Origin of the sequence: Thermus sp. (assembly GCF_039793865.1) — a bacterium.
Classification (GTDB): Bacteria; Deinococcota; Deinococci; order Deinococcales; family Thermaceae; genus Thermus.
This window is the reverse complement of sequence record NZ_JBAMMI010000076.1, coordinates 1-23,921: the sequence shown is the minus strand read 5'-3', so window position 1 is coordinate 23,921 and position 23,921 is coordinate 1. Positions and strand designations below refer to the sequence as shown.

Here is a 23,921-nt window from a genome sequence, read left to right as displayed (position 1 = left end):
GCCTTACAAGCGAGAGGCCAGAGGTTCAAGTCCTCTGCCGCCCACCATTTGCTCCCACTCCCTAAGGGGGTGGGAGGTTTTCCTTTTCCAAAAGGCTTTGGACCCCCACAGGAAGGGCTTCCTCGGGAAAGAGGGCCCGGAAGCGCCGGGCCAGATCGGCCAGGAGGGGCCTTAGGCCTTCCTCCCTCAACGCCTCGGGGTAGAGTTCCCGCATGGCCTGAAGGAGCTTTTCCCGGGCCAGGTGCCGGGCCACCAGGAAAGCCTCCCCCTGTAGGCGCGGGGGCTTTCCCCGGTAGAGGCGCTCGGCCTCCTTGCGCACGGCGGGCGCTTGCAGGAGGCGCCGGCAGGTGGGGCAGGGGTGGGTTTCGCTGGGGGTCTGGCAGATGGGGCAGGGAGTGCCCTTTTGTCGCCGAAAAAGGGCCAAAGCCGCCCGGGCCACCTTGTCCCGAAGCTCAGGAGGGGCTTGCTCTGCCAAGGCCAGGGCCTTGCGGCTTTGGGCGAGCTTTACCCCTTCGGCGGGGCCAGGGTCTTGGGGCTTGGGGGAGTCCTCCGGGGCCTCCGGCCTTCCCACCTGGAAGCGGATCTCCTTCACCATCCCCGGAAAGCGCTCCTCGTAGCGGCGGAGGAGAAGGAGGCGGTGGTAGGTGAGCTGGTGGGCCACCACGGGATCGGGGACCCGCACCCAAAGGGTGCCCTCCTCCAGGGCCAGGGCCTCGGTGACCCCGGCCAAGCCCGGCCCCACCACCTCCCGCCAGGCGGCGAGAACCATGCCCCGCTTGAACCGCTCCTTGCCGCCGGCTCGCTTTAGGGCTTCGGGAATCAACTCCTTTAGCCGCCAGGGCACAGGACCACTCCTCCTTGCATGGAGCATACCACCACCCCTTCGGGCGCTTGGAGGCCGGTGAAGACCGCCTGGGGCAGGTCCTTGGCGTAACGCAGGACCGCCTGGCGCCGGGGTTCGTCCAGCTCCTCGCTCCACTCGTCCAAAAGGAGGAGGGGAGGCTCCCCGTGATGCTCGGCGAGGAGGCGGTGCTCGGCCAGGCGCAGGGCCAGGGCCAGGGCCTTGGCCTCCCCCCGGCTGGCGAACCGGTGGGCGGGGTGGCCCCGGAGGAGAACCACCAGGTCGTCCCGGTGGGGCCCCACCAGGGTCTGCCCCCGGAGGAGCTCTTCTTCCCGCTTGGCTTTAAGGGCTTCCAGAAGGCTCCCCTGGACGCTTTCCTCGAGGCGGAGGCCCGCCTCCCCGGGCGCCAGGGCCCGGTGCACCTCCTGGAAGATGGGCAGGAAGCGCCGGAGAAAACGCCTTCTCAGGGCCTGTATCTCCTCCCCGTAGCGGGCGAGCTCCTGGTCCCAAACCCCTAGCCCGTTTCCCCCCATCTTCAAGAGGGCGTTCCTTTGGCGCAGGACCTTCTCGTAGGCGGAAAGGAGGGCGGCGTAGCGCCGGGAGAAGCGGGAAAGAAGCCGATCCAGAAAGGCCCGCCTCACCTCCTTCGGTCCCAGAACGATCTCCACGTCTTCCGGGAGGACCAGCACCGAGCCGGGAAGTTCCCATAACGTCCTTAGGCCGACGGGCTTCCCGTTGAGGCGCACCTCCCTTCCTTCCGGGCCCAGACGCTGCTCCACCTGGTAAAGGCCGAGCTCGGTCTCCGCTTCGGCGAAGAGCCAGGCTTCCCGTTCCCCAAAGCGCACCAGGTCCCCCAGGGCTCCCGGCGCCTCCCCCCCCAGGAGGAGGTGCCAGGCCCAGAGGAGGTTGGTCTTCCCCTGGCCGTTCCCCCCCACCACGGCGAAGAGCCCCGGGGGGGGGCGGAAGACTTCCAGGGCCAGGTTGCGGAAGTTCCGCTGCCGAAAGAGGAGAAGCCGCATGCCAAGGATCACCCTTTGGTTGCGCAACAGGGGACGTCTAGACCACCCCCGCCCTGGCGAAAGCCCATTAGAGCCTCACCCGGCGGAAGAGGGCGGGGAGGAAGAGGAGGGCGAGGAGGAGGAGGGAGACCCCAAGGAGGTACGGCCCCTCGGGGGCCAGGCGGTAGAGCCCCGTGCCTACGATGGGCCCGAGCATCCTTCCCAAGGCCTGGGCGGCGCTGTTGAGCCCCGCCACCAGCCCCTGCTCCCCTTCCCCCACCGCCAGGGAGAGCCCCGCCGTCACCCCGGGCCCCGCCAGGGCCGCCCCCGCCCCCTGGAGGGCGAGCCCCAGGGTCAGGGCGGGAAAGCTCTTGGCGAAGACCAGCACCAAAAAGCCCAGGAGGCCCACGGGCAGGCCCAGGAGGAGGAGGGTCCTGGGGGGCCATCCCGCCTTGCGCACCAGGAAGCCCTGGAGGAAGACCGCCACCAGGCCGTAGAGGACGAGGGCCGTGCCCACGCTCCGGGCGGTCTCCACCCCGGTTAGCCCCAGGCGGTCTTGGAAGTAAAAGGCGATGGTCTGCTCCAGGGCCACGCCGGAGAGGTTGAAGGCGAAGCCCAGGAGGAGGAGGGGAAAGACCCTCGGGTCAAAGGGGGAAAGCCGCTCCACCTCCTCTCTGCCTTCCGGCCTGGACTCGGGGAGGACCAGGTAGACGAAGAGGGCGTTCAGAAGGGCGATGCCCGAAGAGAAGAAGACCGGGGCCAGGAGGCCGAAGAGGGAGGCGAGCCCCGCCCCCAAGGCGGGCCCCAGGATCACCGCGAGGCCAAAGGCCGCCCCCAGGAGGGCCATGCCCGCGGTGCGGTTTTCCCGCCCCGTGACGTCCGCCACGTAGGCCTGGGCCGTGGGCAGGGTGGCGGAGCTGAAGGCCCCCCCGAGAAGCCGGGAGAGGAGGAGGAGGGGGAAGAGGGGGCCCGGGGGCAGGACCCCCTTTTGCCCAAGGAGGGCGAAGAGGCCGAAGAGGAGAAAGCTCGCGGCGAAGCCCAGAATCCCCACGAGGAGCACGGGTTTCCTTCCCCTTTCGCTCCGCCTGCCCCAGTAGGGGGAGAGGAGGAACTGCATGAGGGCGTAGCCCGTGGAGAAGAGGCCCACCTGGACCTCGCTGAGGCCAAGCTCCCTGCCCAAGGGCCCCAGGATGGGGAAGAGGATGGAAAGGCCCAGGACGCTGTTGAAGAGGGTGAGGAAGAGGAGGGCGAGGGGCGACATGGGCCGATTTTAGCCGAAGCGACCGGTGATGTAGGCCTCGGTCCGGGGGTCTTGGGGTGTGGTGAAGAGGGTTTCCGTGGGGCCGAACTCCACCATCTCCCCGTTGAGGAAGAAGGCGGTGTAGTCCGAGACCCGGGCCGCCTGCTGCATGTTGTGGGTGACGATGACGATGGTAACCTGGTCCTTTAACGTCAGCAGGAGGTCTTCTATGGCCTGGGTGGAGATGGGGTCCAGGCTGGCGGTAGGTTCGTCCATGAGGAGGACTTCCGGCTCCACCGCCAGGGCCCGGGCGATGGTGAGGCGCTGCTGCTGGCCCCCGGAAAGCCCGCTCGCCGGGGCCCTAAGGCGGTCCTTGACCTCCTCCCAGAGGGCGGCCGCCTTTAGGGCCCGCTCCACGGCTTCGTCCAGCCGTCGGCGGTCGCGGATGCCCACGAGCTTGAGCCCCGCGGCCACGTTATCGTAGATGGACAGGGTGGGGAAGGCGGTGGGCTTCTGGAAGACCATCCCCACCCGGCGGCGCACCAGGACCGGGTCTACCCCGGGAGCGTAGATGTTCTCCCCGTCCAGGAGGACCTCCCCCTCCACCCGGGCGGTGGGGGTGAGGTCGTGCATGCGGTTCAGCGCCCTCAGGAAGGTAGTCTTGCCGCACCCCGAGGGGCCGATGAGGGCGGTGATCTTGTGGCGGTAGAGGGGCAGGCTCACGCCTCCCCCCACCCCCACGCCGATCCGGTTGCCGTAGCGGACCACGAGCTTCCGCGACTCCATGTGAACGTCCAGGGCTTCCTTGACCATCTAGAACCTCCGCCTCGAGGCCCAGCGGGCGAGGAGACTGGTCAGGGTAATGAAGCCAAAGAGGACAAGCCCCGCGGCCCAGGCCTGGCGGTGCCAGTCCTCGTAGGGGCTTATGGCGAAGACGAAAAGGCGCAAGGGCAGCGTGTCCATAGGTTTCAAGGGGTTAAGCTCCAAAAGGGGGCTGCCGAAGGCGGTGAAGAGGAGGGGGGCGGCCTCCCCCGCTGCCCGGGCGAAGGCCAAGAGCACCCCGGTGACGAGCCCGGCCCGGGCCGTGGGCAGGACCAGGGAGAGGATGACCCGCCAGCGGGGAAGCCCCAGGGCGAGCCCGGCCTCCCGGACCTCCTTGGGCACCAGGGAGAGCACCCCTTCGGTGCTCCGGGCCAGGATGGGGATCATGAGGAAGCCCAGGGCGAAGGCCCCGGAGAGGCCGGAGAACCCCCCCATGGGCTTCACCACGAGGATAAAGGCCAAAAGGCCGAAGAGGATGGCGGGCATCCCGTTTAGGGTGTCCGAGAGGAGGCGGAGGTAAGGGTTCACCGGGTGGTCCGGGTACTCGGCGAGGAGGATCCCCGCCGCGAGCCCAAAAGGTAAGGCGATGAGGAGGCCCAGGCCGTCCACGATCAGGGTGCCCACAATGGCCTGCCTCAGGCCTCCTCCCGTTTCCCCGGGGGGACGCATGTCCTTGAGGAAGAAGTCCAGGTTGAGGGCGCCCACCCCTTGGAAGAAGGCATAGGCGAGGACCAGGAAGAGGACGAGGAAGGCGAGAAAGGTTCCCAGGGCCACCAGGGCCATCATGAGGCGTTCTACCCTGTACCGCTGCCTTAGGGCCAGATCCTTGGCGGTCATAGTGCTCCCTTGACCAGGCGCTCCTGACGCCTGAGGATGTAGGCGGCGGTCGCATTGACCAGCATGGACACCAGGAAGAGGAGGAAGCCCACGGCGATCAGGGCGGAGAGGTGGAGGTCCTCCACCGCCTCGGTGAACTCGTTGGCGATCACGCTGGGCATGGTGGCCGCCCCGCCGAAGAGGGTGTAGGGGAGCTTGTGGGAGTTGCCGATCACCATGGTCACCGCCATGGTCTCCCCCACGGCCCGGGCCAGGGCCAGGAAGGCCCCGGCGAGGATCCCTCCCCGGGCCAGGGGCAGGATGGCGAGGCGCATCACCTCCCAGCGGGTGGCTCCCAGGGCGTAGGCGGCCTCCCGGTGTTCCTTGGGCACGAGGGCGATGGCGTCCCGGGCCAGGGCCGCCGTGAAGGGCACGATCATGGAGGCCAGGATCAGGATGGCGGTCATGAGGCCGTAGCCCGTGGGCACCCCGAGAAGGGGAAGGAGACCTGGGGCGTGCTCCGCCGCCCACAGGTAGAAGGGAAGCTGGAGCTTGTCCCTAAGCCAAGGGGCCAGGACGAAGATGCCCCAAAGCCCGTACACCACGCTAGGCACGGCGGCCATCAGGTCCAGAAGGAAGTTGATGATTTGGGCGAGCCACCTCGGGGCGTACTCGGCGGCGAAGATGGCCGCTGCCAGGGCGGGGAAGAAAGAGAGGAAGAGGGCGGAAAGGCTCACGATGAGGGTGCCGAGGATGTAGGGCCAGGCCCCGAAAGCCTTTTGCACCACCGGGTCCCACTCCCGGCCTAAGGCGAAGCCCAAAAGCCCGAAGCGCTCTAGGGCCAGGCTCCCCCCCCGGTAGAGCTCGTAGGCCATGAGGAGGGCGAGGGCCACCACGCCCAAGGCGAGGAGCAGGAGTAAAAAGGCGAAGAGCCGGTCGCCGAAGTGGGTGTAGAGCCGCTTCATGGTAACCCCTCTACAAGATAAGGGGTGGCCCCGGAAAAGGCCACCCTCGTGGAAGGGGTCCTTACCGCCCCGTGATCTCCTTGCCGATGGGCTTGCCCTCGTAGGTGACCCGCGAGAGGAGGGCGAGGGCCCGCTGCTGGGCCACCGGGGAAAGGGCCCCGTAGGTGAGGGGCTCGTTGTGCTTTTGTCCCTCGGTGAGGACCCATTTAACGAACTCCACCAAGGCCCGGGCCTCGGCCTCGGACTTCACCGCCTTGTTCACCGAGAGGTTCTCGTAGAGGAGGAGGTAGGTGAAGCTGGCGATGGGGTAGCCTTCGGGGGCGGCGGTATCGGTGCGCGAGACCCGCATGTCCCCGGGAAGGGGCACGTTGGCCGCCGCCTTAATGGAGGGGAGGTCTGCCAGGACGAAGCGGCCCGCCTTGTTTCGCACCGCTCCGTAGGCCAGGTTGTTCTGCTTGGCGTAGGTGACCTCCACGTAGCCGATGGCCCCGGGGGTCTGCTTCACCACCCCGGCCACGCCTTCGTTGCCCTTGCCGCCCACGCCCACGGGCCACTCCACGCTGGTGCCCCGGCCCACCTTCTGGGCCCACTCAGGGCTCACCTTGGAGAGGTAGTCCGTCCAAACGTAGGTGGTCCCGGAGCCGTCGGAGCGGTGGACCACGGTGATGGGAAGGGGGGGAAGCTTCACGCCGGGGTTCAGCTCCTGCAGGGCGGGGTCGTTCCAGGTCTTGACCTTGCCCAGGTAGATGTCGGCCAGGACAGGGCCGCTGAAGCGCAGGGGCTCTTTGAGCCCCGGCAGGTTGTAGGCGGGAACCACCGCTCCCAGGGCGTAGCCGATGTTTAGGGCGTTGGTCTTAAAGCGCTCCTTGACCTCCTTCATGCGCGGGTCGTCCAGGGGGGCGTCGGAGGCGCCGAAGTGGACGGTCTGCTCCAGGAACTGGCGGATCCCGCCTCCGGAGCCGATGGACTGGTAGTTGACGCGCACCTTGCCCCCAGTGAGCCGCATGTACTCGTCGGCGTACTTGGCGATGAGGGGGTAGGGGAAGGTGGCCCCCGCCCCCACCAGGGTGATGGTCCCCTGGGCCAAGCCCAGGCCTGCCAAGGCTACCAAGGTCAACAAAGCCGCTTTCCCTCGCATACCGCTAACCTCCCACCCACACTTTCACCCAGCTTTGTCAGGAGAAGGTCAGCTCCCGGGGGGCCTCGAGGCCCGCCAGGTTGTAAAGCCCCTTGCGGATCACCGCCCCCCCAAGGAGCCTCTCCCCCCGGTAGAAGACGGCGCTCTGCCCCGGGGTCACGGCGAAGACGGGGTGGGCAAAGCGGAGGCGCAAGGGGCTTAAGGACTCCACCTTGGCCCTCACGGGGGGCGTGCGGTAGCGCACCTGGACCTCCACCTCCTCGGGGAGCTCGGCGAGGAGGTTCACCCCTTCCCCTTCCAGGCCCTCCCAGTAGCAGGCCTCCTTGGGGCCCACGTAGACCACGTTCCTTTCGGGGTCCGCGCCCACCACGTACCGCTCCAGGTGGGTCTTGTAGAGCCCGAGCCCCTTGCGCTGGCCGATGGTGTAGAGGCTTGCCCCCTCGTGCTCTCCCACCACCTCCCCCGTGAGGGCGTCCACGAGAGGGCCGGGCCTGGTCTTCAGGCGCTCCTTGAGGAAGCCCTTGAGGTCCCCGGCCACGAAGCAGAGGTTCTGGCTTTCGGGCTTTCTGGCCGTGGGGAGGCCCGCCTTTTCGGCGAGGGCCCGCACCTCGGGCTTGGTGAGCCCCCCCACGGGGAAGAGGAGGTGGGGCAGGGCCTCCTTGGGGGTGCCCCAGAGGAAGTAGCTCTGGTCCTTCCTTGGGTCAAGGCCCCGAAGAAGGGCCTCCCCCTCCTTCCGCACGTAGTGGCCCGTGGCCACGTAGTCCAGGCCGAGCCTCCGGGCCTGCTTTAGGAGGGCCCCGAACTTGACGAAGGTGTTGCACCGGGCGCAGGGGTTGGGGGTGCGGCCTTGCGCATATTCCCTTAGGAAGGGCCGGATGATCTCCTCCTCAAAGGCTTCCCGGTAGTCCAGGAGGTAGAAGGGGATGCCGAGGAGGTCGGCCACCCGCCTCGCCTCGTAGGCGGCGTCCGGGGTGCAGCACCGCTCCCAGGCGCGGGGCCCGCCCCCCTCCAGGCTCGGGGGCGGCAGGTCGGGCCAGAAGCGCATCATGGCCCCCACCACCTCGTAGCCCGCCTCCTTGAGGAGGAGGGCGGCCACGGAGGAGTCCACCCCCCCGGACATGGCCACGAGAACCCGCCTCATGCCACCACCCGCTCCCCCAGGGCCGCCTCGGTGCTCCTTATGGCCACCTCCACCATCTCCGGGGTGGGCTCGGCCACGGTGAGGGCCTGGAAGCGGAAGCCGAGCTCCCTGAGGAGCCTAGAGAGGGGATCCTGGTGCCTCGCGGAGAAGTAGAGGAGCTCAAAGGCCAGGGCCGCCACCAGGGGGAGGAAGAGGACGCGGGCGAGAAGCCGCCACCAGAGGACCTGGGGGGCAGGGATGAGGCTGTAGACCAGGACCGAGACCACGATGACGAAGGCGATGAAGGTGGTGCCGCACCGGGGGTGGAAGCGGGGCTGGGCCAGGACGTTTTCCACGGTGAGGGGGAGCCCCTTCTCGTAGGCGTGGATGGCCTTGTGCTCCGCCCCGTGGTACATGAAGAAGCGCCGGATCTCCGGCATGCGCCGGATGAAGAGGAGGTAGCCCACCAAAATCCCCACCTTGATGAGCCCGGCGAGGAGGTTGTAGAGGAGGGGGTGGCGGGCGGGGTCCAAGAGAAGCCCCGAGAGGAAGCCGGGGAAGACGATGAAAAGGGCAAGGCCCAGAAGGAGGCTCACCGCCACCGTTCCCCAAAGGGCTCCCTTGGGAACCTCCTCGCCCCCGGCGAGCTCGGCGCTCCGGGCCAGGGCCCGGTAGCTCACGGAAAGGGCGTCAAAGAGGGCCACCACCCCCCGGAGGAGGGGAAGCCTCGCCCAGGGGTAGCGCTCGGTGAGGGCCCTTTCCTCGTGGCGCTCCACGTGGATCTGCCCGTTCGGCAGGCGTACCGCCAGGGCCCAGGCCCAGGGGGCCTTCATCATCACCCCCTCGAGGGCCGCCGCCCCCCCGAGGGCCGCCTGCTTCGCCAAAAGAAGCCACCGCATCCCTCCTATTCTGCCACGCTCCTGTGGTAAAACCTTGGACGTGATCACCCTGCGTGCCGTTTCCACGGGCCTGGCCGAGGGCCGGGCCCCCCTCAAGGTGGTCTGGGTCAAGGAAGGCGCCCTCCTCCCCCAGGGGGAGGCCCTGGACGCCCGCCTGGCGGGGCTCTTGCGCCGGGCCCTGGAGGGGGCGGGGCTTAAGGCGGGAGAGAGCCTTCTCCTCTACACGGAGGAAGGCCCCGTCCTCCTCTTCGGGCGGGGCGAGGACGACCGGGAAAGCGGGGGGAGGCTCGCCCAGGCTCTCCTCAAGCTCGCCTTCCCCGAGGCCCTGGTGGAGCCTTTGGAGGACGCCTACGCCCTGGCCGAGGGCCTTTTCCTCGGGGCCTACCGCTTTGACCGGCTCAAGACGAAAAGGGAGGAAAAGGCCCTCACCCTCCTCCTTCCGGGCGTTTCCGAGGCCCTTTTGGAGCGGGCGAGGAGGGTGGCGGAAGGGGTCTACCTGGCCCGGGACCTGGTGAACGAGCCCCCGAACCTCCTCACCCCCGAGGTCCTGGCGGAGCGGGCCCTGGAGCTTAGGGCTTTTGGCGTGGAGGTGGAGGTGCTGGACGAGAAGGCCATCGCCGAGCTCGGCATGGGGGCCTTCCTCGCCGTGGCCCAGGGCTCGGAGAACCCGCCCCGCTTCATCCGCCTCCGCTACGCCCCAGAAGGGGCCAGGGCCCGGCTGGACCTGGTGGGGAAGGGCCTCACCTTTGACTCCGGCGGCTACTCCCTGAAGCCCACGGAGGGCATGGCCACCATGAAGGGCGACATGGCGGGGGCGGCGGCGGTGCTCGGGGCCTTCAAGGCCGCGGCCCTTTTGGGCCTTCCCGTGGAGCTCAGGGGCTACATCGCCGCCTGCGAGAACCTGGTCTCCGGGCGGGCCTACCGGGTGGGGGACGTGCTCAAGACCCTTTCCGGAAAGACCGTGGAGGTGATGAACACCGACGCCGAGGGGCGCCTCACCCTGGCGGACGCCCTGGCCTACGCCGAAAGGGAGGGGGCGGAGCGCATCCTGGAGCTTTCCACCCTCACGGGAGCCGCCGTGGTGGCCCTGGGGGAGGAGGTGGCGGCCCTCTTCGCCACCGAGCCTTCCTGGGGGGAGAAGGTGCGGGAGGCGGCGCAAGGGGCGGGGGAGAAGGTCTGGCCCATGCCCCTGGAGGAGGCCTACCGGGAAAAGCTCAAAAGCCCCGTGGCCGACCTCAAGAACGTGGGGGACCGGAACGGCGGGGCCATCACCGCCGCCCTCTTCCTCGCGGAGTTCGTGCGGGTGCCCCTGGTCCACCTGGACATCGCCGGCCCCGCCTTCGCCAGGAAGGCCCACGCCCTGGGCCCCGAGGGGGGGACGGGCTTCGGCGTGCGCACCGCCCTAAAGGTGGCGGAGGCCCTGGCGGGGTAGGTAAGGAAAGCGGGCCCGGGGGGCGCCCCCCGGGCCCCTAAGCCCCGGCCCTCAGGCCTGGCAGTTCGGGCACTTCCCCCGGAACTCCAGCCGGAAGCCCTCCAAGGCCCACCCCGTCCGCTCCGCCGCCGCCTGCATGGCGGGGGTGAGGTCCAGCTCGGGGAGGTTCTTGAGGAGCAGGTCCTCCACCTTGCCGCAGGAGGTGCAGACCAGGTGCACGTGGGGCTCGGTGTAGCCGTCGTAGCGGGTGTAGCCCTTGGGGTCCTTGAACTCGTAGATGAGCCCGTGCTCCCTGAGGACGTGGAGGTTGAGGTAGACGGTGGAGAGGCCGATGTCGTAGCCCCGCTTCTTCAGGCCCTGGTAGAGCTCCTCCGGGGTGGGGTGGACGTTTTTGCGGTCCAGGAAGCTCAGGATACGCTCCCGCGGGAGGGTGTGCCGTAGGCCCACCGCCTTTAGCCGCGCCCGGTAGTTTTCCTTCTCCTTGGTCCTTGGCATGGCTCCTCCTTCCTTTCCATTCCAGTATACACCCCCGTTGTGCAAACGCAACACCGTTGGGGCACCACCCGGACCAGGAGAACCCCTTCGCCTCCTCGGTCCACGTGGGCTCGAGGGCGGCCTGCCCGGTGCCGCCTCCGAAGCAGGTCCAGCAGGCGCTCAGGTTGCCGCCGTACCCGGCGAGGAAAAGGGAGAAGAGGATCCCGGCCCAGCGCCCTTGCCTTCAAGGTAGGGTTGGGTTCAAGGGGAGGCCGGGGGAGGCCCCTTGGCCTCAGCCCAATACTCCAGGAGTCGCATATCGGTCAGGTTTGCACGGGGGGCGTGAACGGGGCATGAACGGGGTATAGTGGAGGGCATGACCGTGTACCTGCCGGACGGCAAGCCCCTGGACCTCCCCCAAGGGGCCACCGCCCGGGACGTGGCCAAGGCCCTGGGCGAAAGCTGGGAGAGGCGGGCGGTGGGGGCCCTGGTGGACGGGGAGCTCTACGACCTCCTAAGGCCCCTTCCCGAGGGGGCCAGGGTGCGCCTCCTCACGGAGAAGGACCCCGAGTTCCAGCGCCTTTTCCGCCACACCCTGGCCCACGTCCTGGCCCAGGCGGTGAAGGAGCACTTCCGGGAGAAAGGCTACGACCCGGAAAGCGTGAGGCTCGGGGTGGGGCCCGTCATTGAGAAGGGCTTCTACTACGACATAGACGCCCCCGAGCCCCTCTCGGAGGAGGACCTCCCGGCCATTGAGGAAAGGATGCGGGAGATCCTGAGGCGGGACCTCCCCCTAAAGCGCTTCGTCCTCCCCCGGGAGGAGGCCTTGGCCCGCTACCGGGGGAAGGACCCCTACAAGACCGAGCTCATCCTGGAGATCCCCGAGGGGGAGGAGATCAGCTTCTACCAGCAGGGGGAGGGGGAGGAGGGCTTCACCGACCTCTGCCGCGGGCCCCACGTCCCCTCCACCGGGCGCATCCCCCCCCACTTCAAGCTCACCCACGTGGCCGGGGCCTACTTTAGGGGGGACGAGCGGCGGCCCATGCTGCAAAGGGTCTACGGGGTGGCCTTCCGCACCGCCGAGGAGCTTAAAGAATACCTCTGGCAGCTGGAGGAGGCCAAGAGGCGGGACCACCGGCGGCTTGGGAGGGAGCTTGAGCTCTTCCTCATAGACCCCGTGGTGGGGAAGGGGCTCGTGCTCTGGCTTCCCAAGGGGAACGCCATCCGGGAAGAGCTCATGGCCTTCATGCGCGAGGAGCAGGTGAGGCGGGGCTACCAGCTCGTGACCACGCCCCATATCGGCAGCCTGGAGCTCTACAAGACGAGCGGCCACTACCCCTACTACGCCGAAAGCCAGTTCCCCCCCATAAGCTTCCAGGAGCGGGGCGAAGAGGAGGAGTACCTCCTCAAGCCCATGAACTGCCCCCACCACATAAGGATCTACGCCTACCGCAAGCGCTCCTACCGGGAGCTACCCCTGAGGCTCGCCGAGTTCGGCACGGTCTACCGCTACGAGAAGGCGGGGGAGCTTTTGGGCCTCACGCGGGTAAGGGGCTTCACCCAGGACGACGCCCACATCTTCTGCACCCCCGAGGAGGTGAAGGGGGAGTTTCTTGGGGTCTTGGACCTGGTGCTCAAGGTCTTCGCCACCTTAGGCCTTAAGGACTACCGGGCCCGGATCGGGGTGCGGGACCCGAAAAGCGACAAGTACGTGGGGGAGGAGGCCAAGTGGGCCCTGGCGGAGCGGCAGATTGAGGAGGCTGCGGCCGAGGCCGGGCTAAAGTACACCGTGGAGCCGGGGGACGCCGCCTTCTACGGCCCCAAGCTGGACTTCGTGGTGAAGGACGCCCTGGGAAGGGAGTGGCAGCTCGGCACCATCCAGGTGGACTACAACCTCCCCGAGCGCTTCGGCCTAACCTATGTGGGGAGGGACGGGGAGGAGCACCGCCCGGTGATGCTCCACCGGGCCCCCTTCGGCTCCCTGGAGCGCTTCATCGGGATCCTCATTGAGCACTTCGCCGGGGACTTCCCCCTTTGGCTTGCCCCGGTGCAGGCGGTGGTGGTCCCCGTCTCCGAGAAGCAGGAGGACTACGCCCTCCTGGTGGCGGGAAGGCTCAAGGCGGCGGGCCTCAGGGCCGAGGCCGACACCAGGCCCGAGAGGATGCAGGCCCGGATCCGGGACGCCGAGCTCAGGAAGGTGCCCTATATCCTGGTGGTGGGGGAGAAGGAGAAGGCCGAGGGGACGGTGAGCGTGCGCAGGCGCCACCGGGGGAACCTGGGGACCATGCCCCTCGCCGCCTTCCTGGAAGGGGCCCTCAAGGAGTACCGCGAGAGGCTTTTGGAATCCCCCTTCTGATGAGGGCGAGGTCTACCCTCTTCACCATCTTCCTGGAATACATCTACCCGGACCGCAAGGCCCTGGTGGGGACCCTGGTGGCCATGATGGAGGCCCTGGGGTTCTCGGAGATGGCGGTGCGGGCGGCCCTTTCCCGGAGCGCCAAAAGGGGCTGGGTGGTGCCCCAAAGGGAGGGCCGGGTCGCCTACTACGCCCTCTCCGACCGGGTCTACTGGCAGGTGCGCCAGGTGCGCCGCCGCCTCTACGGGCCCCTGCCCCCTTGGGACGGGAGCTTTCTCCTGGTCCTGCCCGAGGGGCCGAAGGCGCGGGGAGAGAGGGAGCGCTTCCGCCGGGAGATGGCCCTTTTGGGCTACGGGAGCCTCCAGAGCGGGGTCTACCTGGGGGTGCGGGCGGACCTCGAGGCCACCCGGGAGCTCCTCGGCTTTTATGGCCTCGAGGCCACCCTCTTCCGGGCCGCCCACCTCGGCCCCAAGGAGGAGGTGCTGAGGGCCTTCCCCCTGGAGCGGGCCCTGGCCCACTACCGGGCCCTCTTTCTCTTTGAGGTGCCCGAGGGGCCGGAGGAGGCCTTCCGGGCCCTCACCCGGCTGGTGCACGAGATGCGCAAGGTGCTCTTCCTGGACCCCCTCCTGCCCCCGGAGTTCGGGGCCCAGGGCTTTCCCCGGGAGGGCTTCCTCGAGGCCCGAAAGGCCCTCTACCGGAGGGCGCTTCCCTTCCTCAAGAACCTAGGGCTTCCCCTTTCAGACTTTTCACCCGCCCCCTGGTAGGCTCAGAGGGATGAGACCTTTCCTCCTCGCCCTCGCCCTTTGGGGAGCGGCAAAGGCCCAGGTGGTCCTCCCCTTCTGGCACACGGCGGGCCCCCCGGGGGACCGGGTGCTCCTGGAGGCGGTCCAGAGCTTCAACGAGAGCCAAAAGGCCTACCGCGTGGAGCCCCGCTACGCGGGGGACTACCGCGAGGCCGGGGTGAAGCTCCTCGCCGCCCTGCGCTCGGGTGGGGCCCCGGCCCTTTTCCAGGGGGAACTCTCCTTCCTCGCCCGCCTCGCCCAGGAGGGGGCGGTCCTTCCCTTGGACCCCTACCTCCAGGGCCTTCCCAAGGACCTCCACCCCGAGGCCCTAAAGGCGGCCCAGGTGAAGGGGAAGACCTATGGCCTTCCCCTGGGGCTTTCCGTGCCCGCCCTCTACTACAACAAGGACGCCTTCCGGGCCAAGGGCCTAAGGCCCCCCAGGACCTGGCCCGAGGTGGAGGAGGTGGCGGCCAGGCTTTCGGGGCGCACCGCCAAGGGAATGGTGGTCTCCACCGACATCTGGAGCTTCAACGCCATCGTGATGAGCCTGGGGGGAAGCTTGGTGAGGGAGGGTCTGCCCAACTTCACCTCCAAGGAGGCGGTGGAGGCCTTGGAGATGCTCTACCGCATGGTGCAGAAGGGCCACGCCCAGGCCCGGAACCTGGCGGAGACCTCCTTCGCCGTGGCCGACTTCCTGCGCACCAAGGCCTTCATGGGCCTCGCCCCCACCACCGCCCTCCCCGTGGTCCTGGCCCAGACCTCCCTGCCCTTCGCCGTGGGGGCCGCCCCCCTGCCCCGGGCCCAAGGGGGGGCGGTGCCCCTTTCCGGGGCGGTCCTCGCCGTGCTCAAGGGGGCAAGCCCCGAGGAGGCCCGGGGGGCGGTGGCCTTCTGGCTCCACTTCCTGGAGCCCAAGCGCCAGGCGGACTGGGTGCGCACCACCTGGTACCTCCCCTTGCGCAAGGAGGCGGAGAGGGAGCTTTCTGACTTCCTCAAGGACCCGGAAAGGGCCCAAGTTTTCGCCCAGGCCGAGGTGGCCCGCCCCTGGAGCCAGGACCCGGAGATGGTGGTCTGGTACGGCTACCTGGAGGAGGCCCTGGAGAAAAGCCTGAAGCAAGGGGTGCCCCCTAGGCGGGCCCTCGAGGAGGCCCAAAGGAAGGCCCTGGCGGCGGAGGGGCGCTGATACCGCCCCGCGCCGGCCTGCCCCCTGGGACCCAGGAAACCTCTTCCCCGCCCCCGCTTGGGCCGGACCCCAAAGGGGCGTAAGACCTGAGGGCCCATGACCGAGCCCTGACCTTAGGGGTGGTAGAATCCCCGCATGGCAAGGCCCTGGCCCTTGGTTTTCCTTCTCCTTCCCGCCCTGGCCCAGACGGAGGTCCCCTTCTGGCACGCCATGGACGGGCCGGCGGGGCGGCTTATCTCCCAGTTCGCCCAGGAGTTCAACGCCCGGCAGGCCCAGTACCGCCTCCTCCCCCAGTACGCCGGGGACTACCGGGACGCCGAGACCAAGCTGGTGGCCGCCCTGCGCGCGGGAGGGGGGCCGGTGCTCTTCCAGGCGGAGATCTCCTTCTTCCCCCGCCTGGTGGCGGAGGGCAGGGCGGTGGCCCTGGACCCCTACCTGGGCCTGGACCGGGGGTTCGCCGAGGACCTCTTTGAGCCCGCCTGGAACTACGGCGTGGTGGAGGGGAAGCGCTACGGCCTCCCCTTCAACACCTCCACCCCGGTCCTCTTCTACAACCTGGACGCCTTCCGGGCCAAGGGGCTCAAGGCCCCAAGAAACTGGAAGGAGTTTGAGGAGGCCGCCAGGGCCCTCACCTCCCGCCAGGCCAAGGGCTTCATCTTCGTCACCGACCCCCAGGCCTGGCTCTTTGAGGCCATGGTGACGAGCCGGGGGGGAAACCTGGTAAAGGGGGACAAGCCCAACTTCACCTCCAGGGAAGCCCTGGAGGCCCTGGAGATGCTCCACCGCCTGAACCGGGCCGGGGCCCTCTCGGTGCGGAGCCTGGCCGAGGCCACCTTCGCCCAGCTGGACTTCGTGCGCACCAAGGGCATGATGGCCATGGCCTCCATCGCCAACTGGCCCGCCGCCGAGAACTTCTCCTTCGCCTTCAGCCTGGGGGTGGCCCCCGTGCCCCGGGAGCCCGGGGGGAAGGTGCCCCTGGGCGGGGCCCAGCTCGTGGTGCTGAAGGGGGCCTCCGAGGCCCAGGTCCGGGGGGCGGTGGAGTTCTGGAAGTACCTCATGGAGCCCAGGAACGTGGCCCGCTGGGTGGAGGCGAGCTACTACGTGCCGGTGCGCAAGTCGGCCCTCCCCCTCCTCGAGGGCTTCTACCGGGAGAACCCCTTCCGCGAGGTGGCCTTTGAGCAGGTGGCCTACGCCCAGGAGCGGCCCCGCCTCCCCCAGTTCTCCACCTGGGCGGGCCTCCTCGCCGAGGCCCTGGAGAAGAGCCTGAAGGGGGGCCTGCCCCCGGAGAGGGCCCTGGAGGAGGCCCAGCGCAAGGCCGAGGCCGTGCGCTAAGCTTAGGGCATGCGCCTGGGCTATAGCCCCTTCAACGCCGAGCTGGGCTACGAGGAGGCCTTCCGCCTGGCGGCGGAGCTCGGGCTGGACCTCGAGGTGGCCTACGACCTCCACGAGGCCCTGCCCCTGCCGGGCCCCAAGGACCTCCGGGCCACGGGGGAGGCCCTGGGGGTGGGCTTCACCCTCCACCTCCCCTTCGTGGAGCTGAACCCGGCAAGCCTCATCCCGAGCGTCCGCAAGCTCTCCCAGGAGCGCCTCCTCCGGGCCCTGGAGTTCGGGGAGGCCCTGGGGGCGAGGGTGGGGGTCCTCCACACCGGGCAGGTCCCCCTCCGCCACCCCCTGGCCCTCGCCCTGGCCCGGGAGGCCCTGGAGGAAACCCTCTCCCTCCTCGCCTCCTCCCCCTTCCCCGTGGCCCTGGAGAACCTGGCCCTGGAGGAGGCCGACCTCCTCCGGGGCCCGGAGGAGCTTAAGGCCCTCCTCTCCCGCTTCCCCGGGCTCGGCTTCTGCCTGGACGTGGGCCACGCCCTGGTGGAGCTTGGGCCCAAGGGGCCTCTCCTCTACTGGGAGGCCCTTCGGGAGAGGCTTCTTCACCTCCACCTCCACGACAACCACGGGCGGCGGGACGACCACCTCCCCGTGGGGGCGGGAAGCGTTCCCTGGGAGAGGCTCGCCCCCCTCCTGAAGGGCTTTTCCGGGACGGCGGCCCTGGAGGTGAGCGGGAGGGAGGAAGGCGTCCGGGGAAGCGTTCGCCGTCTGCAAACCCTCCTCACCTCCTGAGGGGACATCTGTCCTTGTGGGCTATCCTTATAGTGGTGGTGTGGGGTTTTGTACCCCTCTTCACATAGGGAGGCAGAATGGTCGTAGACCGGATTGAGGTGTACCTGGATGGGGCCCAGGAGCCCCTGGCGGTGCTCAAGGAGCCCCCTTACCGGCTCAGGCTGGACACCCGAAAGCTCCCCGACGGGGAGCACACCCTGAGGGTGGTTACCCACTTCCGCGGGGGCGGCCAGGAGATACGGGAGATCCCCTTCACCGTCAACAACTACCCCGACGTCCTGGTCCTCGGCGTGGACGAGGGCGGCGAGGTGGCGGGGGAGGTGGAGCTCCGCCTGGCCGTGGGCGAGCCCGAGCTCCCCGTGGAGCTTCCCCGCTTCAATCCCCTCTGGTACGCCGTGGCCGCGGTGGTGGTCCTCGGCGGCATCTGGAGCTACTTCGCCCTCTCTCCGGCCGCCGAAAAAATCGTGGAGCAGGTAGCCCCACCCGCCCAAGAGGCCCAGGCCCACGGGAGCGGCCAGGAAGCGGCGGCGCCCGCGGGGGTGGACCCCGCCCTCATGGAAAAGGGCAAGGCCATCTACGAGGCGAACTGCGCCGCCTGCCACCAGGCGAACGGCCAGGGCATGCCCCCCGCCTTCCCCGCCCTGGCGGGCAGCCCCAACCTGAAGGACGCCCAGATGATCCTTAACATCGTAAAGAACGGCCGCGGGGCCATGCCCGCCGTGGGAGCGGGCTTCAGCGAGGAGGAGCTCAAGGCGGTGGCCACCTACATCCGCAACAGCTTCGGCAACAGCTTCGGCCCCGTGGAGTAAGGAGGGAGGATGTACCGCAACGACCCCATCCTACCCACCTTCGCCCTTATCCTGGCGATCGGCCTCTTCTACGCCTCCTACCTGGACGGCCGCCACATCGCCCGCCTTCTGGGCCACACCCCCGAGGAGCTTTCCGTGGGCCAGATCGGGCTCATGGCCTTCGGGGCGGTCCTGCTTCTCTACGGACTCATGGGCCTGGTTTCCTACTGGCTGGAGGGCCTGGAGCTCCGCCCGGGCCGCCACTTCCCCACCCCCGCCACCGCCCCCGTGGCCGCGGGGGTGATCCTGGTCCTCCTCCTCACCGCCCTCTCCGGCTTCTTCGTGCGCCTCCTCCTCTACTCCGCCCAGACCGGGCACAACCCCACCTGGCTCCAGGGCCTCGTCTTCGGGTCCATCAGCCTGGTGGTGGCGGCCCTCTTCGGCATCTACAAAAAGTTCTTCGGCCGGGACGAGGTCATCACCGAGGAGGAGAAGAGCGAGTTCCCCTGGTAGGAGGTAAAGCATGGACGAGCGCGAGATCCGCTTAAGGCAGTCCCGAAGGAGGCTTTTCCTCAAGACGGCCATCGGCACCGGCATCGGCCTCTCCCTGGTCTCCGCCTTCTACGTGGGGGCGAGCCTCCGCCCCAAGCAGGAGGTGACCCCGGAGAAGGAGCCCTTAAAGCCTGGGGACATCCTGGTCTACGCCCAGGGCGGAGGGGAACCCAAGCCCATCCGGCTGGAAGAGCTGAAGCCGGGAGACCCCTTCGTCCTGGCTTACCCCATGGATCCCAAGACCAAGGTGGTGAAGAGCGGGGAGGCCAAGAACACCGTTTTGGTGGCCCGCTACGCCCCCGGGGAGCTCGCCCCCGAGGTGGCCCAGCACGCCGTGGAGGGCGTGGTGGCCTACTCGGCGGTCTGCACCCACCTGGGGTGCATCGTCAGCCAGTGGGTGGCCGATCAAAAGGCCGCCCTCTGCCCCTGCCATGGCGGGGTCTACGACCTGGCCCACGGGGCCCGGGTCACCGCCGGCCCCCCGCCCCGCCCCGTGCCCCAGCTTCCCCTAAAGGTGGAGGAAGGGGTCCTGGTGGCGGCGGGGGAGTTCCTGGGCGAGGTGGGGGTCAAGGCCGAGGCCGGCTTCTGCCGCCGGGTCTAGGAGGGAAGCATGTACAAGTGGCTTGACGAACGCCTGGACCTCACGGGGCTCTACCAAAAGGTGCTCCGCAAGGCCTTTCCCGTGCACCACTCCTTCTTCCTGGGGGAGATCACCCTCTTCGCCTTCGTGGTCCTGGTCCTTACCGGGGTCTTCCTCACCCTAAACTACGAGCCCTCCATCCGCGAGGTCAAACTCCCCGACGGGCGCACGGTGCCCGCCGCCTACGGGAGCGTCCTTTACATAGACAGCCTCCCCTTTGGCGCCGTGATCCGGAGCCTCCACCACTGGTCGGCCCACGTGATGATCGCCGCGGCCTTCCTCCACATGCTCCGGATCCTCCTCACCGGGGCCTACAAGAAGCCCCGGGAGCTCAACTACCTGGTGGGGCTTGGGCTTCTGGGCCTCGCCGTGGTCACCGCCTTCACCGGCTACGCCCTTCCCTACGACAACTACGCTGTGACCGCCACCCGCATCGGCTACGGCATCGCCCACTCCATCCCCTGGATCGGGACCGCCCTGGCGGAGGTGATGTTCGGGGGGGAGTTCCCGGGGTCGGAAAAGTCCATCCCTAGGCTCTATAGCCTCCACGTCCTTTGGCTTCCCCTCCTCCTCATGGCCCTCATCGGGCTGCACCTCGTGATCATGGTGAAGCAGAAGCACACCCAGCCCCCCTACGCCCAGAGGGTGGCCCCGGGGAAGATCCTGGGCGTGCCCCTCTACCCCCAGCAGGGGGTGATGATGGTCATCCTCTTCGCCCTCTACGTGGGCCTCATGACCATGATCGCCGGGGCCTTCCTCGCCCACCCCGTGGAGGCCTTCGGCCCGCCTACCCCCAACACCCCGGCGGTGAAGCCCGACTGGTACTTCCTCTGGATCTACGGCATCCTGCAGATCATCCCCTCCAGCTGGGAGTTCCGCCTCTTCGGGGCCACCATCGGCCCGGAGTTCATCGGCGGCGTGCTGGTGACCGGGGTTCTGGGGCTGGTGGGCCTGCTTTTGCCCTTCGTGGATACCCGTAAGGACAAGATGCGCTACATGGAACTGCCCTCGGAACGCCCGGTGCGCACCAGCGCCATCCTGGCCCTTCTGGTCTTCTTCCTGATGGCGAGCCTCGCCGGGTACAAGATCGACTTCCAGCAGCAGGGCCTTCTCCTGGGGAGCAACGCCGTGCTCTGGACCCTGGTCCTGGGGGGGCCCCTCCTCACCTTCTTCCTCTCCTACACCCTGATGCGCATCTTCTACGGAAAGAGGGAAGAGAGGGCGTTCTAAGTACCCCACCGCGGCAAAAGCCGCGGTGGGGACCCCAAAAGGGTTTTCCCACAGCTCCAGCTCGGGCATCCCATGTTGCAAAGCTAACGCGCGGGCCCTTAGCCACCTGCGCGCGAAGAAAGCCCCCGCCAGAGGCGGGGGCTTGAGTTTAAGGGACGGGCTACTTCTTTTCCTCTTCCAGCCCCAGGCTCGCCAGGAGGTCGCCGTAGAGGTCGCCGAGCTTCACGCTGGCGGTGGCGGTGGGCACGGCGGAGGCGTCGTAGAGGTTGTACTCGGCCACGGCCCCGTACTCGTACTCCCGGCGCTCCTCGCGGCGGCCCGTGGTCTTGCGCTTGCCCCGGGCCTCCTTGCCCTTGGCCCGGCGCGGACGCTCCTCCTCCACCCTGGGCGGGGGCGGGGGAAGGAGGCGCTTGCGGGAGAGGGAGATGCGCTGCTCCACGGGGTCGATGTGGAGGACCACCACCTCCATCTCGTCCCCTTTCTTGAAGAGGGCGGCGGGGTTCTCAATCCGGATGTGGTCCAGCTCGGAAACGTGGACCAGGCCTTCCATCCCTGGCTCCACCTCCACGAAGACCCCGAAGTCCGTGACCCCGGTGACCCGCCCCTTGACCACGGTGCCGGGAGGGTACTTCTCCGTGAGCTGTTGCCAGGGGTCGGGCTGGGTCTGCTTGAGGCCTAAGGAGAGGCGGCGCTCGGTAGGGTCCAGCCGAAGGACCACGGCCTCCACCTCGTCCCCCTCCTTCACCACCTCGGAGGGGTGCTTGGGGCGCTTGGTCCAGGAGAGCTCGGAGATGTGGATGAGGCCCTCGAGGCCCGGCTCCACCTCCACGAAGGCCCCGAAGGGGGTGAGCCCCACCACCTTGCCCCGCACCCGGGTGCCCACGGGGTACTTCTCCGCCACCGTGGTCCAGGGATCGGGGATGAGGGCCTTGATGGAGAGGTTGACCCGCTCCTTGGCCGGGTCCACGGAAAGGACCTGGGCCCGCACCTTTTGCCCCTTCTGGAGGACCTCCCTGGGGTGCTGGAAACGGCCCCAGGTGATCTCCGAGCGGTGGACCAGGCCGTCCACGGGGCCAAGGTTGACGAAGGCCCCGAAATCGGTGACGTCGGCCACGGTGCCCTCCACCACCTGGCCGGGCGAGAGGCTCTGCAAGAAAGCCTCCTTGGCCTTCTTCTGCTCCTCCTCCAGGAGGGCCCGGCGGGAGAGGAGCACCCGCCCCTTCTTGCGGTTGAACTCAATGATCTTGGCCAGGATCTGCTGGCCCACGTAGGCGTCCAGGTTGGGGGTGCGCCTCAGGTCCAGCTGGGAGGCAGGAATGAAGGCCTCCACCCCATCCAGGTCGGCGACCACGCCCCCCTTGACCTTCTCCTTCACCGTGACGGCGACCGGTTCCCCCTTCTCGTAAAGGGCTTGGATGCGGTCCCAGCGCTCCTGGGCCTCCACCTTCCTGCGGGAAAGGAGCACCTGCCCCGTCTCGGGGTCCACCTTGATCACCTGGACCCGGACGGCGTCCCCGGGCTTGAGGAGGGTCTTAAGCTCCTCTTCGGGGAGGACCTTCTCCGTGAGCTGGTTGAAGGGGATGATGCCTTCCGTCTTCGCGCCGATGTCCACCGCCACGCCTTCGGAACCCACCAAGACCACCGTGCCCGTCAGGACTTGGCCGGGGCGCACCCGCTTCTCCAGGCGGGCCTCGGTCTCCTGAAGGGCCTCTTCCATGCTGAAGGTCTTTTCTGGGGTCTGGGTCGCCTTTTCTTCCATGCCGCCTCTTTCCTCCTTACGCGCCTTCCTTCGGGAAGGCGGGCGCTTTGCGCGCGCGTCCACACGAAAAGGCGGGGGAGAACCCTTACTCCCCGCTTCCGTGAGAACGAGCCCCGAAGGGCATACCCTTCCTTTATACCACGGGGTGGGCTTCCTGCCAAGGGGCAGGGCATAATGGGGGCATGGAAACCCTGGAATGGATGAAGGCGAGGCTTCCCGACCTCCTCAAGGACCTCGAGGCCTTCGTGCGCCGGGAGTCCCCCTCGGGAGACCTTACCGGCCTCAAGGAGGCCGCGGCCTTCCTGGAGGAGGCCTTCGGGCCTTTGGAGGGAAGGCTTTCCCGCAAGGACACCCCCAAGGGGCCTATCCTCTTCCTCAAGCGGGAAGGGGAAGGAACCCCCGTACTCGTCCTCTGCCACTACGACACCGTCCACCCCAAGGGGAGCTTCCCCGAGGCCTTCCGCCTGGAGAGGGAAAAGGCCATCGGCCCCGGGGTCTACGACATGAAGGGGGGGATCGTCGCCCTCCTCTACGCCCTGCGCCACGCCGAGGCCACGGGGCGGAAGCTCCCTGCCCTGGAGGTCCTCTTCACCCCCGACGAGGAGGTGGGCTCCCCGGAAAGCCGCCCCCTCATTGAGGCCGCCGCCCGGAAGGCCCGGGCCGCCCTGGTGCTGGAACCCCCCACGGGGGAAGGGGACCTGAAGGTGGCCCGGAAGGGGGTGGGCCTCTACCGCCTAAAGGCCATCGGCAAGGCCGCCCACCAGGGGGTGGAGCCGGAGAAGGGGGTGAACGCCATCCTGGAGCTCGCCCACCAGATCTTGAAGGTGGCGGCGCTGGAAGACCGGGAGAAGGGCACCACCCTGGGGCCGAACCGCATCCGGGGCGGCACGGCCACCAACGTGGTGGCCGAGGAGGCCGAGGTGGAGATAGACCTCCGGGCCTGGACCCTGGAGGAGGCCAGGCGGGTGGAGGAGGGGCTAAGGGCCCTAAAGCCCGTCCTCCCTGGGGCGAGGCTGGAGCTTTCGGGCGGCCTCAACCGCCCCCCCATGGAGCCCACCCCGGAAAGCCTGGCCCTCTTTGAAAAGGCGCGGGTCATCGGGGAGAGGCTGGGCCTCGCCTTACGCCCGGGCAAGGTGGGTGGGGGGTCCGACGGGAACTTCACCGCCGCCTTGGGGGTGCCCACCCTGGACGGCCTTGGGCTTCTCGGCGGGGACGCCCACCAGCGGACGGAGTACGTGGTGGTGCCGGAGATCCCGCGCCGCGCCGCCCTCCTCGCCGAGCTCCTCTACGCCCTATGAGCCCCTCCCCATCCGCCCAAAGGGTGCAGGAGGTCCGGGCCCTCGCCGGCTTCGCCACCGGCGGGGTGCCCCCCGTGGTCCACGCCGCCTTCCCGGACGAGGACATCCTCCTCTGCCCCAGGGTCTTCGCGGCCGGGGGCACCCCGAGGGCCCTCTTCGCCCTCACCCAGGCGCGGGTGGCGGACCTGAAGGAGGCCTAGCCGTGTGGTTCTTCCGCAAAGACCCCCACGTGAAGCCCGAGGGCCCCCGGGCCTTCCGGGTCCGGGTGCGCACGAAAAGCGGGGAAGTGGTGGAGGTCAGGCTCTCCAAAAGCATGGAGATCTCGCCCACGGAAGAGGGCTACTACGTGCGCAAGGAGATCGTGGCCCCGAGGAGCCTGGACCGGGCGGTCTTGGAGATCTGGTTTGACCGGGGCTACCGCCCGGTGCGCAAGGCGGTGGAGGGCGGAGAGCTTCTTCCTATTCGGGAGTGGACGGGGTAAA

At 68.6% G+C, this 23,921-nt stretch carries 23 protein-coding genes and 1 pseudogene; 13 read left to right on the top strand and 11 right to left on the bottom strand.

The annotated features are described in order from the left end of the window. Positions 1–61: 61 nt before the first annotated feature. From ABJK26_RS06935 to ABJK26_RS06895, 9 genes are all read right to left on the bottom strand, one after another. On the bottom strand, positions 62–844 hold the full coding sequence (locus ABJK26_RS06935) for a DUF721 domain-containing protein (protein WP_347241552.1): 783 nt from the start codon (positions 842–844) through the stop codon (positions 62–64). Further along, on the bottom strand, positions 829–1,860 hold the full coding sequence (gene recF, locus ABJK26_RS06930) for a DNA replication and repair protein RecF (protein ID WP_347241551.1): 1,032 nt from the start codon (positions 1,858–1,860) through the stop codon (positions 829–831). Before recF ends, ABJK26_RS06935 begins: the two co-directional genes overlap by 16 nt. Positions 1,861–1,927: 67 nt before the next feature. Further along, positions 1,928–3,100 (bottom strand): MFS transporter, encoded by a 1,173-nt coding sequence (locus tag ABJK26_RS06925; protein WP_347241550.1) that lies wholly within the window; start codon positions 3,098–3,100, stop codon positions 1,928–1,930. A gap of 9 nt (positions 3,101–3,109) precedes the next feature. Further along, a complete protein-coding gene (gene pstB, locus ABJK26_RS06920; RefSeq protein ID WP_347241553.1) occupies positions 3,110–3,865 on the bottom strand; it encodes a phosphate ABC transporter ATP-binding protein PstB in 756 nt (251 codons plus the stop codon). Positions 3,866–3,892: 27 nt separating this feature from the next. Then, positions 3,893–4,738, bottom strand: coding sequence for a phosphate ABC transporter permease PstA (gene pstA / locus ABJK26_RS06915; RefSeq protein WP_347241549.1), 846 nt, complete (start codon positions 4,736–4,738; stop codon positions 3,893–3,895). Then, positions 4,735–5,682 carry a phosphate ABC transporter permease subunit PstC gene (gene pstC, locus ABJK26_RS06910; RefSeq protein ID WP_347241548.1) on the bottom strand — a complete coding sequence of 316 codons (948 nt, stop codon included), beginning with the start codon at positions 5,680–5,682 and terminating at the stop codon, positions 4,735–4,737. The genes pstA and pstC overlap by 4 nt, the downstream gene beginning before the upstream one ends. Positions 5,683–5,743: 61 nt before the next feature. Further along, positions 5,744–6,799 carry a phosphate ABC transporter substrate-binding protein PstS gene (gene pstS, locus ABJK26_RS06905; RefSeq protein WP_347241547.1) on the bottom strand — a complete coding sequence of 352 codons (1,056 nt, stop codon included), beginning with the start codon at positions 6,797–6,799 and terminating at the stop codon, positions 5,744–5,746. A gap of 58 nt (positions 6,800–6,857) precedes the next feature. Continuing rightward, the gene (gene mnmA, locus ABJK26_RS06900; RefSeq protein WP_347241546.1) at positions 6,858–7,961 is read right to left on the bottom strand and encodes a tRNA 2-thiouridine(34) synthase MnmA; all 1,104 of its coding nucleotides are present in this window, start codon (positions 7,959–7,961) and stop codon (positions 6,858–6,860) included. Further along, complete coding sequence (locus ABJK26_RS06895; protein ID WP_347241545.1) at positions 7,958–8,839, bottom strand: DUF1385 domain-containing protein; 882 nt, start codon at positions 8,837–8,839, stop codon at positions 7,958–7,960. Before ABJK26_RS06895 ends, mnmA begins: the two co-directional genes overlap by 4 nt. A 40-nt stretch (positions 8,840–8,879) precedes the next feature. Between ABJK26_RS06895 and ABJK26_RS06890 the strand changes: the two genes are divergently transcribed. After that, on the top strand, positions 8,880–10,271 hold the full coding sequence (locus ABJK26_RS06890) for a leucyl aminopeptidase (protein WP_347241544.1): 1,392 nt from the start codon (positions 8,880–8,882) through the stop codon (positions 10,269–10,271). 51 nt (positions 10,272–10,322) lie between these two features. On the opposite strand, the gene ABJK26_RS06885 is transcribed toward ABJK26_RS06890, so the two are convergent. Continuing rightward, on the bottom strand, positions 10,323–10,766 hold the full coding sequence (locus tag ABJK26_RS06885; protein ID WP_347241543.1) for a Fur family transcriptional regulator: 444 nt from the start codon (positions 10,764–10,766) through the stop codon (positions 10,323–10,325). A 355-nt stretch (positions 10,767–11,121) separates the two neighbouring features. Between ABJK26_RS06885 and thrS the strand changes: the two genes are divergently transcribed. From thrS to ABJK26_RS06840, 9 genes are all read left to right on the top strand, one after another. Continuing rightward, positions 11,122–13,101 (top strand): threonine--tRNA ligase, encoded by a 1,980-nt coding sequence (gene thrS, locus ABJK26_RS06880; RefSeq protein ID WP_347241542.1) that lies wholly within the window; start codon positions 11,122–11,124, stop codon positions 13,099–13,101. Then, positions 13,101–13,865, top strand: coding sequence for a PaaX family transcriptional regulator C-terminal domain-containing protein (locus ABJK26_RS06875; RefSeq protein ID WP_347241541.1), 765 nt, complete (start codon positions 13,101–13,103; stop codon positions 13,863–13,865). Before thrS ends, ABJK26_RS06875 begins: the two co-directional genes overlap by 1 nt. Before the next feature lie 10 nt (positions 13,866–13,875). Continuing rightward, the gene (locus ABJK26_RS06870; RefSeq protein ID WP_347241540.1) at positions 13,876–15,063 is read left to right on the top strand and encodes an ABC transporter substrate-binding protein; all 1,188 of its coding nucleotides are present in this window, start codon (positions 13,876–13,878) and stop codon (positions 15,061–15,063) included. Positions 15,064–15,198: 135 nt separating this feature from the next. Beyond that, entirely contained in the window at positions 15,199–16,395 is a 1,197-nt protein-coding gene (locus ABJK26_RS06865) for an ABC transporter substrate-binding protein (protein ID WP_347241539.1), read from the top strand. Between the two features lie 9 nt (positions 16,396–16,404). Then, entirely contained in the window at positions 16,405–17,172 is a 768-nt protein-coding gene (locus tag ABJK26_RS06860; protein WP_347241538.1) for a sugar phosphate isomerase/epimerase family protein, read from the top strand. A gap of 77 nt (positions 17,173–17,249) precedes the next feature. Then, on the top strand, positions 17,250–17,981 hold the full coding sequence (locus ABJK26_RS06855) for a c-type cytochrome (protein WP_347241537.1): 732 nt from the start codon (positions 17,250–17,252) through the stop codon (positions 17,979–17,981). 9 nt (positions 17,982–17,990) lie between these two features. Next, a complete protein-coding gene (locus ABJK26_RS06850; protein ID WP_347241536.1) occupies positions 17,991–18,473 on the top strand; it encodes a cytochrome C in 483 nt (160 codons plus the stop codon). Between the two features lie 10 nt (positions 18,474–18,483). Then, positions 18,484–19,113: a Rieske 2Fe-2S domain-containing protein gene (locus ABJK26_RS06845; RefSeq protein ID WP_347241535.1), complete on the top strand. Its 630-nt coding sequence runs from the start codon at positions 18,484–18,486 to the stop codon at positions 19,111–19,113. 9 nt (positions 19,114–19,122) lie between these two features. Next, positions 19,123–20,382 carry a cytochrome bc complex cytochrome b subunit gene (locus tag ABJK26_RS06840; protein WP_347241534.1) on the top strand — a complete coding sequence of 420 codons (1,260 nt, stop codon included), beginning with the start codon at positions 19,123–19,125 and terminating at the stop codon, positions 20,380–20,382. Positions 20,383–20,542: 160 nt separating this feature from the next. Here ABJK26_RS06840 and ABJK26_RS06835 read toward each other — a convergent pair whose 3' ends face one another. Then, complete coding sequence (locus tag ABJK26_RS06835; RefSeq protein WP_347241533.1) at positions 20,543–22,141, bottom strand: 30S ribosomal protein S1; 1,599 nt, start codon at positions 22,139–22,141, stop codon at positions 20,543–20,545. A 182-nt stretch (positions 22,142–22,323) separates the two neighbouring features. On the opposite strand from ABJK26_RS06835, the gene ABJK26_RS06830 reads away from it, so the two are divergent. The 3 genes and pseudogenes from ABJK26_RS06830 to ABJK26_RS06820 all read left to right on the top strand — a co-directional run bounded on the left by ABJK26_RS06830 (position 22,324) and on the right by ABJK26_RS06820 (position 23,920). Then, positions 22,324–23,439, top strand: a complete 1,116-nt coding sequence (locus tag ABJK26_RS06830) for a M20 family metallopeptidase (protein WP_347241532.1) — start codon at positions 22,324–22,326, stop codon at positions 23,437–23,439. Between the two features lie 26 nt (positions 23,440–23,465). After that, a pseudogene (locus ABJK26_RS06825) lies at positions 23,466–23,639 on the top strand (YbaK/EbsC family protein); the annotation flags it as partial. A gap of 2 nt (positions 23,640–23,641) precedes the next feature. Further along, complete coding sequence (locus tag ABJK26_RS06820) at positions 23,642–23,920, top strand: hypothetical protein (protein ID WP_347241531.1); 279 nt, start codon at positions 23,642–23,644, stop codon at positions 23,918–23,920. The last annotated feature ends 1 nt before the right edge of the window (position 23,921 follow it).